Raw genomic sequence first — 13,617 nt, 5'->3', positions numbered from 1 at the left:
CACCAGGGAACAGGCCGATGCGCGTGACCGCCGTGACCTGTGTGAAGAACGAAGGCCCCTTCCTGCTGGAATGGATCGCGTTCAACCGGCTGATCGGGGTGACGGATTTCCTGTTCTATTCCAACGACTGCACCGACGCGACCGACCGATTGCTGGACGCGCTGGCGGCGCGCGGGATCGTGCGCCACCTGCCCAATCCGGCCGAGGGGCGCAATTACCAGATGGAGGCACTGAAGGACGCCGCCCGCCAGGATATCGTGCTCGATGCCGATTGGGTCTGGATCGCCGATGTCGACGAATTCCTGAACATCCATGTGGGCGATCACACCATCCCGGCGCTGGTGGCGGCCTGCGGCGACCCAATGGCGATATCGCTGAATTTCCAGTTCTTCGCCAATGACGATATCGAGGAGTTCGAGGACCGCCCGGTGATCGAACAGTTCACCCGCTCGCACAATCCCGACATCTGGTGCGGCGAGGTGGCGCAGGAGGTCAAGTCACTGATCCGGCACGATTTCCCGCTGCACTATTACGGCGCACACCGGCCGTTTTTCAAAGCCAAGCTGCCCAAGAAACGCCAACCGAAATGGACCGACGGATCGGGGCGCGACGTGCCGCACCGCTTCCTGGTGGCCGCCAATCCGCGCCGCATCCGCAAATTCCCCGCCCAAGGCGCGCGCGATTTCGCGACGCTGAACCATTACGCGCTTCGCTCGCTCGACAGTTACCTGGTCAAGAACGACCGTGGCGACGTGAACCGCGAAAACCGCGATTTCGACGATACCTATTGGCGCGAACGCAACGATCCCGCTTGGCAGGATTTGAGCATCCGGCGTTATCTGCCCGATCTGGAACAGGCGCTGGCCGAGTTGAAATCGGACCCCGAGATTGCAGCGCTGCATGACGAGGCCTGCGCGCTGCACCGGGCCAAGCGGGACGAATTGCTGCAACGGCCCGCCTACCGCGCGATGCGCGAACAACTCAAGGCCGCAAGCAAGCTGCCCCCCGAGGAAGAGAAGATGATCGCGGCACTGGGGCTGGCGTCATGAGCCGGCTGCGCGTGATCAACCTCGGCCTGCCGAAATCGGGCACCACGACGCTGGCGCGGGCGTTGAAGATCGCCGGGCTGAAGACCGCCGATTACCGCATCCGCCGCCGCCAGACCCAGAATGCGGACCTGCACGGGGCCTTCGTCGGCAAGTTGATGTATGACGGCTATTTCCATACCGGCGACCCGCTGGCGCTGATGGACGAGTTCGACGCCTTCACCGAAGTCAACGTGCTGCGCGAGGGGCTGAGCTTGTGGCCACAGACCGACTGGGGGCTGATCGCGGCGATCCGAAAACACCATCCGGGGGCGAAATTCCTGCTGTCGCACCGCGATCCCAAGGCGATTTCCGACAGCATGCTGCGCTGGTCCAATCTTGGGGCGGAACGGTTGCCGCAGAACGCCATTCCGGGGCTGCCGCGCGGCTATGGCGAAACCGGGCATGAACGGGTGCAGTGGATCGCGGCGCATCACGCGCATATGCGCAAGCTGTTCGAAGGCGAAGATGTTTTCCTTGAATACGATGTGGCAGACAAATCCGCGCCGCAGAAAATCGGTGCCTTTCTGGGGATCGAACTGAAATGGTGGGGCCGCGCAAACCGGAGCCCGAAGAGGAAACGTAACACAGACGGACCGGAGGCCGCCTGATGCGCATCTACCTGCATATCGGGCTGGAACAGACCGGGGCAGAGCGCCTGCAGGACATCCTGTCGGACAAGCGCGAACAACTGGCGGGCAAGGGATACCTGTTCCCGCGCGGGCTGGGCCCGAAGAACCATACCCGGCTGTACATGGCGGTGACCGATCCCGACCATATCGATCCCCTGCGCTTCAACCGGGGCTTCATAGCGCCGGAAAAACAGGCCGCGCTGTTCAACGACGTTCAGCAAAGCCTGATCCGCGACGCGGCCGAGAAACAGCCCGAAGCCCTGATCCTGTCTGCGGCGCAACTGGGCGGGTCGCTAGCCCGCCGGTCCGAGATCGAGCGGCTGAAGGCGCTGCTGGCGCCGCTGTCGGGCGACATCCGGGTGATCGCGCATATCGACGAACAGGGTCGGATGCTGGCGCGCCATTACGCGGCGCAGGTTCTGGCCGGGCGGGCGACGTCGCTGGACATGGAAATGGACATGGCAGGGACCGCGGATTGGTGGGACGATGCGCTGCTCGATGGCCACGAAATCGTGCCGCAGAACGGCCAGTTCCAGGAAACCCAGTGCCCGGCTTTCTGGTTGGATTACCCGCGCTTGCAAGCGGAGTGGGAAGCGGTGTTCGGGCCGGGTTCGGTCAGTTGCCGCCCTTATGACGAGGCGCTGTTCTATTCCGAGGCGGCCACCGATGAAATCCGCGTGATGTTCGATATCGACGGCAGTATCGGGCGGGCGGCGACGGCAACGCCGCCGATGCAACCTTCGGCGGCCTGGCTGACCCGCGGGCGGCTTATGAACGAGGTTTTCCTCGACCTGCTGAAGAAATCGGACCGGATCATCAACCGGCAGCTCTGGCGCAAGTTCATGGGCGAGATTGCCGTTCCCGGCCCGGTCATCTCGCCAGGATCGCTGTCACCGATATCGCAGGGTTTCGCCGCCGCGAACCGGGCCCTGCTTGCGGCCCACCCGGCCCTGACCGATGCCTGCCTGACCCCCGATGCCCCGCTGCCCGACTGGCAGGAAGCCGACCCGACAAAAGGCTTCCGCGCAACGCAGTACCTGCTGGCCTTCCTTTGGCGGATCGACAAGGCGACGCAGGAAGACCGCAAGACCAAGGCCGCCGATATCGCCCGGCTGAATGGCACGCCCGCGCCGCAAGTGGCCGCGGCAGAGCAAGCCCCGAAAGACGGGCTGTCGGACAGCGCGCGCCGGATCATGACGCCGCTGGCGGTGAAGAATTACGAAAAACTGCTGGCATCGTCCTTCAAACCGCATAACCGTCTGGGAATGGTGGATGAGGAACAGCTTGCCGCCCCCTACCCGGCGATCGAACCGCGCGCCCTGCCCGATGGCAGCACCGGCACCCTGATCGTCGGCTGCATGAAGAACGAAGCGCCCTATATTCTCGAATGGGTTGCCTATCACCGCGCCATCGGGGTCGACAATTTCCTGATCTACACCAACGATTGCACCGACGGGACCAGCGAAATCCTCGACCGGCTGCAGGAAATGGGTGTCGTACAGCACCGCAACAACGACGAGTGGAAGGGCAATTCACCGCAGCAGCACGCGCTCAATCAGGCACTGAAGGAATCCGTTCTGCAAAACGCCGACTGGATCGCCCATATCGACGTGGACGAATTCATGAACATCCGCTGCGGCAATGGCACCCTGCCTGATTTCTTCGACCGGATCGACGATGCGACCAACGTGGCGATGACCTGGCGGCTGTTCGGCCATAACGGCGTGACCCGGCTGGAAGACCGTTTCGTGATCGACCAGTTCGACCGCTGCGCACCGAAATTCTGCCCCAAGCCGCACACGGTCTGGGGCTTCAAGACGATGTTCCGCAATATTGGCGCCTATGAGAAGATCAGCTGCCACCGCCCCAACAAGCTGCGCGATGCGTTCAAGCCAGAGGTGAAATGGGTCAACGGATCGGGTCAGGACATGACCCGCGAGGCCGCCGAAAAGGGCTGGCGCAATTCCAAGAAGACCATCGGTTACGACCTCATTCAGCTCAACCACTACGCACTGCGCAGCGCCGAAAGCTATCTGGTCAAGCGCCAGCGCGGCCGTGCCCTGCATGTCGACCGCTCGATCGGGCTGAATTACTGGATCCGCATGGACTGGTCGGATTTCAAGGACGTCACGATCAAACGCAACCTGCCCCGGATGCGGGCCGAATATGACCGGCTGATGTCGGACGATAGCTTGCGCGACTGGCACCGTAAGGGATTCGACTGGCACCGGGCCAAGGCCGCCGAACTGCATCAGATTCCGGAATTCGAGGACCTGTACCAGCAGGCCCTGACCCTCAAGCTCGATGAAACCGAACGCGTCGCCTATGCGCTGGCGCTCGACATGGAAAGCTGACGTTTGAACATTCTCGCCATCCTCACCGTGCGTAACGAAGGCGCCTTCCTGCTGGAATGGCTGGCCCATCACCGGGCGGCGGGGTTCACCGATTTCCTGGTGTTTTCAAACGATTGCCAGGACGGCACCGACAGGATGCTGGACCGGCTGGACGAGATGGGGCTGATCACCCACGTCCGCAATGACGGGCCATACGGCAAGGGCGGCATCCAGTTCACCGCCTACAAGCTGGCCGAGAAACATGCCCTGCTGGCCAAGGCCGACTGGGCGATGACGCTGGACGTGGATGAATTCGTCAATATCCATTGCGGTGCGCATACCGTCACCGATCTGATCGAAGCCTTGCCGCAGGCGACCGCGATCACCCTGACATGGCGTTTGTTCGGAAATGCCGGGATCGTGCGGTACGAAGACAAGCCGGTCACCGAAACCTTCCAGCGCGCCGCGCCGGCGGTGATGCACTGGCCATGGCGCGCGGCGATGTTCAAGACGCTCTATCGCAATGACGGCACCTACGGGAAACTGGGCGTGCACCGCCCGCGCCAGCCCGATCCGGTACGAATTGGGCAGTCCCGCTGGTTCGATGGCGAAGGTCGGGAACTGAATCGCAAATTCGCCGGGACGAGGATCTTTTCCAATTTCGGCCAATCGAATTACGCGCTGGCGCAGCTGAACCACTACGCGCTTGGCGCGATGGAAAGCTTCGTTCTCAAGGCCGACCGGGGCCGCGCGGTGCATTCCGACCAGATGCTGGACCTGGATTACTGGGTGGAGCGGAACTTCAACGGCGACGAAGACCGAACGATCCAGGCGCTGTCGGGGCCGATGCGGACCGAACTGGACCGGCTGATGGCCGATCCCGAATTGGCCCGGCTGCATGGCGAAGCTGTGACGTGGCGCAAGGCTCGGTTTGAGGAACTGATGCTGCTGGAATCCTACCGCGCGCTGTTCGGGCGGCTTCTGACCACGCCGCCGTCGCGCCCCCTGTCCAAGGATGCCGCCCGGTTCCTGACCCATTTCGCCAATCTGGGCCGCAAGACGCGGCAGCAGTGATCCGATTGTGCGCCTTCGGCGCGCAGTCTTGTCTCGGCTCCGGCCTACAGCCTGCGCCTCGGGATTGCCTCCGGCGGGGGTATTTACGCCAAGAAAAAGCGGGTCACGCGCGCGGCCAGCCCGCTTGTCCAGAACTCCCCCCGGATTTTCCGCATTTTCGCCCCAAAGCGCCCTTAGCTTCAGCCAAAAGACAACGTGCCCCCGCGGCACGGAAAAAGTTGAGGAAAGAGTGACATGCTTGATGCCCCCAATCCTCTGGATACCCCGCTGAACGGGACGAAGAAGGCGGAATGGCTGAAGGACTTCATCGAGATCACCGAGGAAACCGGTTTTTTCCAGCCGCTGGGTGAGCGCCATGTCGCCGGTTTCGTCGATGAAGGCCCGATCCTGCTGGTCACATTCGAATCGATCCAGGGCATACAGGCGCTGTCCGACACCGCCCAGCCGATGGGCTGGGATTTCGCCCGCGCCCTCGGTTGGTCGCACCTGGCGGTGGTCTCGGACAGCGACACATGGTTCCGCGATGGCAATATATATGGGTTTTTCGACCGCCTGATCGATGACGGATTCTTCGAGGATTTCGACCGCGTGGTTTTCTATGGCGCCGGCCCGTGCGGTTATGCCGCCGCGGCCTATTCGGTGGCCGCTCCCGGCGCCACCGTGGTGGCGGTACAGCCGCAGGCGACGCTGGACCCGAGGGTGACCGAATGGGACGACCGCTTCGTCGAGATGCGCCGGACCTCCTTCACCGACCGGTTCGGCTATGCCCCCGACATGCTGGATGCTGCCAAGCAGGGGTTCGTGATCTACGATCCGCGCGAGGATCTGGACGCGATGCATGCGGCCCTGTTCACCCGCAGCAACGTGACCAAGTTGCGGATGCCAAACATGGGCGATGCGCTGCAATCGGAACTGATCGCGATGGAAATCCTGTTCCCGATCCTGCAGGCGGCCGGCGAGGAACGCCTTGACGAGACCCTCTTTGCCGAACTGTACCGCGCCCGGCGCGAACACCCGCCCTACCTGCGTGGGCTGATCGCACGGATGGACGTGGCCGACCGGCCTTGGCTGGCGACGATGATCTGCCGCAACGTGGTTGCCCGGATGAAGGCGCCGCGGATCAAGCGGCGGCTCGACGCGCTGGAAAAGGCCGCGGCCGAGGGCGCGATCCGGATCCCGCCGAAACGCCATTGATTTGCCTTTCGGTACTGGCATACGCCCCCGCGATTGTGTAATCGCTGGGGAATGAGCACCTCGATCACCCTGACCCGCCCCGATGACTGGCACCTGCATCTGCGCGATGGCGCGATGCTCAGTGCCGTGCTGCCCGAAACCGCCCGTGATTTCGCCCGCGCGATCATCATGCCCAACCTCGTGCCGCCGGTGGTGACCGGGGCGCAGGCCGCGGCCTATCGCGACCGGATCATGGCGGCGCTGCCCGAGGGCATGGCGTTCGAGCCGCTGATGACGCTCTACCTGACCGAGGATACCGATCCCGCGGACGTCGCCGCCGCCCATGCCAGCGGCCTGATCAAGGCGGTGAAGCTCTACCCGGCCGGCGCCACCACCAATTCGGCCAGCGGCGTGCGCGATTTCGACAAGGTGCGCGGCGTGCTGGAAAAGATGGCCGAGATCGGCCTGACGCTGTGCGTGCATGGCGAGGTGACCGATAACGACATCGACATCTTCGACCGCGAGGCGGTGTTCATCGACCGGGTTCTCGACCCGGTGCGCCGGGCAACGCCGGGGCTGCGTGTGGTGATGGAGCATATCACCACCAGGGACGGCGTCGAATACGTGCGCGCCAATGACCGTGATCTGGGCGCCACCATCACGACGCACCACCTGATTATCAACCGCAACCATATCCTGGTCGGCGGCATCAAGCCGCATTATTACTGCCTGCCGGTGGCCAAGCGCGAAGAACACCGCCTGGCCCTGCGCGACGCCGCGACCAGCGGCGACGAACGGTTTTTCCTTGGCACCGACAGTGCCCCGCATACGGACGCCAACAAGGAAACCGCCTGCGGCTGTGCCGGCTGCTTCACCGCCACCAACACGATGCCGCTGTTGGCGCATGTGTTCGAGGAGGAAGGCGCGCTCGACAAGCTGGAAGGCTTCGCCTCGAAACACGGCCCCGCCTTCTACCGCTTGGCCGAAAACAGCGACACGCTCACCCTGGTCAAACAGAACGCGCCGGTGGCCTTCCCCGCCAAGATCGACACCGCCGACGGGCCCGTGACCGTCTTCGATCCGGGCTTCCCGGTCTTCTGGAAAACCGCCTGATCTTTCACAGTTCCGCTAATACTGCCGCCCGAGGAAAACATAGATGATCCCCTCCGCCTTTCCGCCGAAAGAAGAAATCGCCCGCCTGACCGCCCGCATGCTGCTGGAAATCGGCGCGGTGAATTTCAACACCCGCGAACCGTACACGCTGGCCTCCGGCCTGCCCTCGCCCAGCTATATCGACTGCCGCAAGCTGATTTCCTTCCCGCGCATCCGCTCGACGCTGATGGATTTCCTGACCGTCACGGTGATGCGCGACGCCGGCTTCGAAGCGTTCGACAATATCGCCGGCGGCGAAACGGCCGGCATCCCTTTCGCCGCGCTGGTGGCCGAACGGATGGCGCTGCCGATGACCTATGTACGCAAGAAACCCAAAGGGTACGGCCGCAACGCCCGGATCGAAGGCGCGATGAGCGAAGGCGAGCGGGTGCTGCTGGTCGAGGACCTGACCACCGATGGCGGCTCCAAGCTGAGCTTCGTCGACGCGATCCGCGACACCGGGGCGAGCTGCGGCCACACCGCGGTGATCTTCTACTATGACATCTTCCCCGAAACCACCAAGACGCTGGGCGATCACGGCGTACAGCTGCACCACCTGTGCACCTGGTGGGATGTGCTGGCAGAGGCCAAGGCACAGCAGGCGTTCGATGAGGAAACCCTGACCGAGGTCGAGTCGTTCCTGAACGATCCGCGCACCTGGCAAGAGGCCCGCAAGCAGGGCTGAACGCGCTCAACAGACTAAAATTCAGGCAGCAAGACCATGCCGAAATCGGCATGATCATCCACCAGATATTGACGCCGCATGGATGCGGCGAGCAATATCCGGTGGAGGCATAATGCAGCAAAAATATCCACAGGCGTTCCACAGCTTATACAATTTGCGTGGAGAGAGGCGCTTGGGTTAGAACCCGATCCCACCGGGGGACAGTGAAAAACATGAACGAAATCGCAAAGATTCAAACCGGCGAAAGCGAACAGGAAGACGGCGATCCGATGCCGCATTCGATCGAGGCCGAGCAGCAGTTGCTGGGCGCGATCCTGACCAATAACGACGTCTATGACAAAGTCGCCTCGATCATCACGGCGGAACATTTCTATGAACCGGTGCACAAGCGGATCTACGAAGTGGCCGCGGCACGTATCGCAAAGAACAACCTCGCCACCCCGGTCACGCTGAAGGCGTTCCTCGAGGATGACGAGGGGCTGAAGGAACTGGGCGGGCCGGCCTATCTTGCGCGCCTGGCGGGCGCGTCCATTTCCGCCTTCGCGGTGCGCGATTACGCCCAGATGATCTACGATTTCGCGATCCGGCGCGAATTGATGCGGCTGGGCCAAGACATTGCTGACAAGGCCCGTCAGGTCGATGTCAGCAGTGAACCGAAAGAACAGATCGTAGAGGCCGAGCAGAAACTCTACCAGCTGTCCGAGCAGGGTCAGACCGAGTCGGGGTTCAAATCCTTCCTCAAGGCCGTCACCGAGGCCGTCAACGTCACCAACGAAGCATACCAACGTGGCGGAGGCATGGCAGGGATCTCGACCGGTCTGGCCGATCTCGACAAGCAGCTGGGCGGCCTGCACCCGTCCGACCTTCTGATCCTCGCGGGACGTCCTTCGATGGGCAAGACCTCTCTGGCGACCAACATCGCCTTCAACGTCGCCAAGGCCTATAAGCGCGGATTGAGACATGACGGCACCGAAGGCGCCGTCGACGGTGGCGTGGTCGGGTTCTTTTCGCTGGAAATGAGCGCCGAACAGCTGGCCGGCCGGGTCCTGGCCGAGGCTTCGGAAATCTCGTCGCACAAGATCCGCCAGGGCGACATGACCGAAGAGGAGTTCCGCCGCTTCGTGCAGGCGGCGAAGGATCTTGAATCCTGCCCCCTGTTCATCGACGACACCCCGGCGCTGCCGATTTCGCAGCTGGCCGCGCGGGCGCGGCGGCTGAAGCGGACCCACGGGCTCGACCTGGTGATCATCGACTACCTGCAGCTTTGCCGCGGCATGTCGGACAACCGCGTGAACGAAATCGGCGAGATTTCGATGGGGATGAAGGCGATCGCGAAAGAACTGAACATCCCGGTGATCGCGCTGTCGCAGCTCAGCCGCCAGGTGGAACAGCGCGACGACAAGCGGCCGCAACTGTCGGACCTGCGGGAATCGGGATCGATCGAACAGGATGCCGACGTGGTGATGTTCGTGTTCCGCGAGGAATATTACAAGGAACGCGAAAAACCAGGCGATCACGAACTGGAAAAGATGGAAGAATGGAAGGCCGCGATGGAACGGCTGCACGCCAAGGCCGAGGTGATCGTCGGCAAGCAACGTCACGGCCCCATCGGCACGGTCGAACTAGCCTTCGAGGCGCAGTTCACCCGCTTCGGCAACCTGGTCAAACCCTGGCAACAAGGGGTGGCCGACGACGGGTACTAATCTGTCCGGAGGGCTTCACCCGGCATCGGGGCGGGAACGCGGGGGCGCCGCCCCCTCTGCCTTGAAATCCACGCTGAGATCCAAGGCATTCCCCCCGGGCTGTTTACACCAAGAAAAAGAACGGAGTGTTTGCGCTTGACCATTCTTGCCGGTCTGTCAAAACACGTGACCATGACGACTTCGACACTGACGATTGATCTCGATGCGCTGGCCGGGAACTGGCAGGCGCTGGATGCGGCTTCGGGACCGGGGGTGCAAACCGCCGCGGTTGTCAAAGCCGATGGCTATGGGCTGGATTCGGGCCGGGTGGCCCAGACCTTGGCCCGGGCCGGGGCGCGCAAGTTTTTCGTGGCGGTGGCCGAAGAAGGCGCCGCGGTGCGCCAGGCGCTCGGCCCCGGGCCCGAGATCTGCGTCTTTTCCGGACATATGGGTGGCGACACCGACATGATCCATGACCTGCAGCTGACGCCGATGCTGAATTCGATCGACCAGATGCTGCGCCATGTCGAGGCGTTGCCGGGCCATCCGTTCGGCGTGCAGCTGGACAGCGGCATGAACCGGCTGGGAATGGAAGCGGCTGAGTGGGCGGCGCTGCGCGACATCGCCCTGGGACAGAACATCCGGCTGATCATGTCGCATCTGGCCTGTGCCGACGAACCGGATCACCCGATGAATGCCCAGCAACTGCAGGCGTTCCGCGAGATGACCGAAGGCTGCGACGTGCCGCGATCCCTGGCGGCGACGGGCGGCATCCTGCTGGGCCCCGATTATCATTTCGACGTGACCCGGCCCGGGATCGGGCTTTATGGCGGGTTGCCTTTCGAACAGGCGCGCCCGGTGGCCCTTGTCAGCCTGCCGGTGATCCAGTGCCGCGACGTCGAACCGGGCGAAACCGTGGGCTACGGCAATACCTGGACGGCCCAGAGGCCCAGCCGCATCGCCACCGTCGCGGCCGGCTACGCCGACGGCATCCACCGCATCATGGCGCCGAAAACACAGCTTTTCGCGGGCGACATCCCCTGCCCCATCGTCGGCCGCATCTCGATGGACCTGATCACCGCGGACGTGACCGACCTGGAAGAGGACCCGCAACAGCTCGACCTTCTGAACGCGCGTCAGACCGTCAATGTTCTGGCCGACAATGCCGGAACCATCGGATACGAAATCCTCACCTCTCTGGGCGCGCGCTATCGCCGCCGCTATGTGAGCTCATGAACCTGACCGCGCCCCTTGCCGCGCTCGGCGCGAATGTCCTGGCCGCCCTGGCAATGATCGGGCGGGTGACGCTTTATGCCGCCGAAACCGTCAGCCACCTGTTCCGGCCGCCTTTCTATGGCCGTGAATTCATGAATGCGCTGCTGCATATCGGCTGGCTGTCGCTGCCGGTTGTGGGGATGACGACGCTTTTCACCGGCGGCGCGCTGGCGCTGCAGATCTATGCCGGCGGGTCGCGCTTCAATGCCGAAGCGGTGGTGCCCTCGATCGTCGCCATCGGCATGGTGCGCGAACTGGGTCCGGTCCTGGGCGGGTTGATGGTGGCGGCGCGGGTGGCAAGCTCCATTGCCGCCGAAATAGGCACCATGAAAGTGACCGAACAGATCGACGCGCTGGTCACCCTGTCGACCCATCCGATGAAATACCTCACCCTGCCCCGGGTTCTGGCCGCCACGTTGGCAGTGCCGGTGCTTGTCGGCGTCGGCGACGTAGTCGGCATCATGGGCGGCTATCTGGTGGGGATCACCCGGCTGGAATTCAACGCCGCCGCCTACCTGACCAACACGATGGATTTCCTGGAAACCTTCGACGTCGTTTCGGGCCTGATCAAGGGCGCCGTGTTCGGTTTCATCGTGGCGCTGATCGGTTGTTTCTACGGCATGCATTCGGCGCGCGGCGCGCAGGGCGTGGGCCGGGCGACGAAATCGGCCGTCGTGGCGGCCTCGGTGCTGATCTTCGCGGCCAACTACATCCTGACGGAGCTGTTTTTCTCGGCATGATCGACCTTATCGACGTCCACAAGGGGTTCGGCCCCAAGAAGGTTCTGCAGGGGGTCAACCTGTCGATCCAGACCGGCACCTCGATGGTGATCATCGGGGGCTCGGGCACCGGCAAGTCGGTGGCGCTGAAATGCGTGCTTGGGCTGATCACTCCCGATCGTGGCCGGATCCTGCTGGATGGCAAGGATACGCGCGAAGGCGACCGCGACGCCTTCCTCGCCCGGTTCGGCATGCTGTTCCAGGGCGGTGCGCTGTTCGATTCCCTGCCGGTCTGGCAGAATGTCGCCTTCCGGCTGCTGCGCGGATCGCTGAAGCGGCCCAAGGCCGAGGCGCGCGAGATCGCCATCGAGAAGCTGCGCCGCGTCGGGCTGAAACCCGAAACAGCCGACCTTTTCCCGGCCGAATTGTCGGGCGGGATGCAGAAGCGCGTCGGGCTGGCTCGCGCCATCGCCGCCGAGCCCGAGATCATCTTCTTCGACGAACCGACCACCGGGCTCGACCCGATCATGGCGGGCGTGATCAACGACCTTATCCGCGAAATCGTGGTGGAAATGGGCGCGACGGCGATGACCATCACCCATGACATGTCCAGCGTGCGGGCGATTGCCGACAACGTGGCGATGCTGCATGACGGGGTGATCAAGTGGTCCGGACCGGTGTCCGAGATGGACAATTCGGGCGATCCCTACCTCGACCAGTTCATCCATGGCCGCGCCGAAGGTCCGATCGAGGCGGTGCGGTAATACCCGCGCACGATCCCGCCATTCCGGCACATACAGGGGTTGTTTCACTTTGCCGCTAGGTCCACTCTGCCCGTGAAACTCCGGGACCCCGCGATGACCGAAACCGACGGCTTTGTTACCTTCCTCGATGATGCGCCCGCGCTTCTGGCCTTCCTGCTCAACATGTCCGTGCTGTCCCTGCCGGTGCTGATCGCGGTGGCCGAACTGATCCGGCTGCGCGAACCGAAACCGCCGCTGGCCGCTTGGCTGTGCACCGGGGCGGCGGTGGTGTTGTTCCTGATCTGGCTGACGCCGCCGTCATGGTGGCCCGGTACCGAAGCACAGCAGTTGCGTATCTTCCTGATCCTCGGCCTCTATGCGTGGATCCTATATGATTGGTACACGTCGGTGCGCGATGACGGGTTCCACTGGATCGACCTAACGGTGATCGGCACGGTTTGCCTGATGCTGGGGCTGAGCGTCGCCGCCTATTTCGCCTGAGCGCTTGTACCGGCGGTGCTGTTCGCCTAGCTGGGAAGGGTCCGCGCACAAGGAAAACCGATGCTCAAATATATCAATCTCGCGCTGCTGATCCTGTTCCCGGTGGCCTGGTTCGCGCCGCTGCTGCGCGCCGGATTGCTGCCCTTGTTCGGGATGAGCGAGATCAGCGTGATTTCCGGGCTGCAAAGCCTGTGGGACACCGATGTCTTCCTCGCCCTGCTGGTGACCTTCTTCGCGCTCTTCGCGCCGTTCCTGAAAACGCTGGGGCTCGCCTTGGTGCAGTTCGGTTGGCTCGACCGGCGGGCGCTGCCGGCGCTGACGGTGCTGGGCAAGCTAGCGATGGGGGATATTTTCCTGATCGCCTTGTACATCACCGTGGCCAAGGGGATCGGGGTCGGCAAAATCGAGGTGGCCTGGGGGCTTTATCTGTTCACTGCTTGTATCCTCGTCTCGCTGGGGATCGGTATCCTGTCGAAGGAAAAGGCAGGTCCCCAACCCGAATAGCGGCGCTGTACGAAGCGCCTCTACCAACTTATTCGTGTTTGACCCGCCCGCCCCGCTGT

General features: G+C 63.1%; 13 protein-coding genes. All 13 read left to right on the top strand.

Annotated elements, in window-relative coordinates; all coding sequences use genetic code 11:
* The first annotated feature begins 17 nt into the window (after positions 1-17).
* Positions 18-1,049 (top strand): glycosyltransferase family 2 protein, encoded by a 1,032-nt coding sequence (locus tag IT775_RS00375; protein ID WP_212699089.1) that lies wholly within the window; start codon positions 18-20, stop codon positions 1,047-1,049.
* Complete coding sequence (locus IT775_RS00370) at positions 1,046-1,696, top strand: sulfotransferase (protein ID WP_212699088.1); 651 nt, start codon at positions 1,046-1,048, stop codon at positions 1,694-1,696. Before IT775_RS00375 ends, IT775_RS00370 begins: the two co-directional genes overlap by 4 nt.
* Positions 1,696-4,071, top strand: coding sequence for a glycosyltransferase family 2 protein (locus IT775_RS00365; protein ID WP_212699087.1), 2,376 nt, complete (start codon positions 1,696-1,698; stop codon positions 4,069-4,071). Before IT775_RS00370 ends, IT775_RS00365 begins: the two co-directional genes overlap by 1 nt.
* 3 nt (positions 4,072-4,074) lie before the next feature.
* On the top strand, positions 4,075-5,124 hold the full coding sequence (locus IT775_RS00360) for a glycosyltransferase family 2 protein (RefSeq protein ID WP_212699086.1): 1,050 nt from the start codon (positions 4,075-4,077) through the stop codon (positions 5,122-5,124).
* A 234-nt stretch (positions 5,125-5,358) separates the two neighbouring features.
* The gene (locus IT775_RS00355) at positions 5,359-6,318 is read left to right on the top strand and encodes a phosphoadenosine phosphosulfate reductase (protein ID WP_212699085.1); all 960 of its coding nucleotides are present in this window, start codon (positions 5,359-5,361) and stop codon (positions 6,316-6,318) included.
* Positions 6,319-6,369: 51 nt separating this feature from the next.
* A complete protein-coding gene (pyrC, locus tag IT775_RS00350; RefSeq protein ID WP_212699084.1) occupies positions 6,370-7,410 on the top strand; it encodes a dihydroorotase in 1,041 nt (346 codons plus the stop codon).
* A gap of 43 nt (positions 7,411-7,453) precedes the next feature.
* Positions 7,454-8,134 carry an orotate phosphoribosyltransferase gene (locus IT775_RS00345; RefSeq protein WP_212699083.1) on the top strand — a complete coding sequence of 227 codons (681 nt, stop codon included), beginning with the start codon at positions 7,454-7,456 and terminating at the stop codon, positions 8,132-8,134.
* A gap of 212 nt (positions 8,135-8,346) precedes the next feature.
* Positions 8,347-9,837 carry a replicative DNA helicase gene (locus IT775_RS00340; protein ID WP_212699082.1) on the top strand — a complete coding sequence of 497 codons (1,491 nt, stop codon included), beginning with the start codon at positions 8,347-8,349 and terminating at the stop codon, positions 9,835-9,837.
* A 171-nt stretch (positions 9,838-10,008) separates the two neighbouring features.
* Positions 10,009-11,052 carry an alanine racemase gene (gene alr / locus IT775_RS00335; RefSeq protein ID WP_212699081.1) on the top strand — a complete coding sequence of 348 codons (1,044 nt, stop codon included), beginning with the start codon at positions 10,009-10,011 and terminating at the stop codon, positions 11,050-11,052.
* The gene (locus tag IT775_RS00330; RefSeq protein ID WP_212699080.1) at positions 11,049-11,831 is read left to right on the top strand and encodes an MlaE family ABC transporter permease; all 783 of its coding nucleotides are present in this window, start codon (positions 11,049-11,051) and stop codon (positions 11,829-11,831) included. Before alr ends, IT775_RS00330 begins: the two co-directional genes overlap by 4 nt.
* Positions 11,828-12,574, top strand: a complete 747-nt coding sequence (locus IT775_RS00325) for an ABC transporter ATP-binding protein (RefSeq protein ID WP_212699079.1) — start codon at positions 11,828-11,830, stop codon at positions 12,572-12,574. The genes IT775_RS00330 and IT775_RS00325 overlap by 4 nt, the downstream gene beginning before the upstream one ends.
* 93 nt (positions 12,575-12,667) lie before the next feature.
* Entirely contained in the window at positions 12,668-13,054 is a 387-nt protein-coding gene (locus IT775_RS00320) for a hypothetical protein (protein WP_212699078.1), read from the top strand.
* Between the two features lie 60 nt (positions 13,055-13,114).
* Positions 13,115-13,558, top strand: a complete 444-nt coding sequence (locus IT775_RS00315) for a paraquat-inducible protein A (protein WP_212699077.1) — start codon at positions 13,115-13,117, stop codon at positions 13,556-13,558.
* Positions 13,559-13,617 lie beyond the last annotated feature (59 nt).

It is taken from the genome of Thalassovita aquimarina, assembly GCF_018219815.1.
In the GTDB taxonomy this organism is placed as follows: domain Bacteria; phylum Pseudomonadota; class Alphaproteobacteria; order Rhodobacterales; family Rhodobacteraceae; genus Thalassobius; species Thalassobius aquimarinus.
This window is presented reverse-complemented; position numbering and strand designations above follow the sequence as displayed.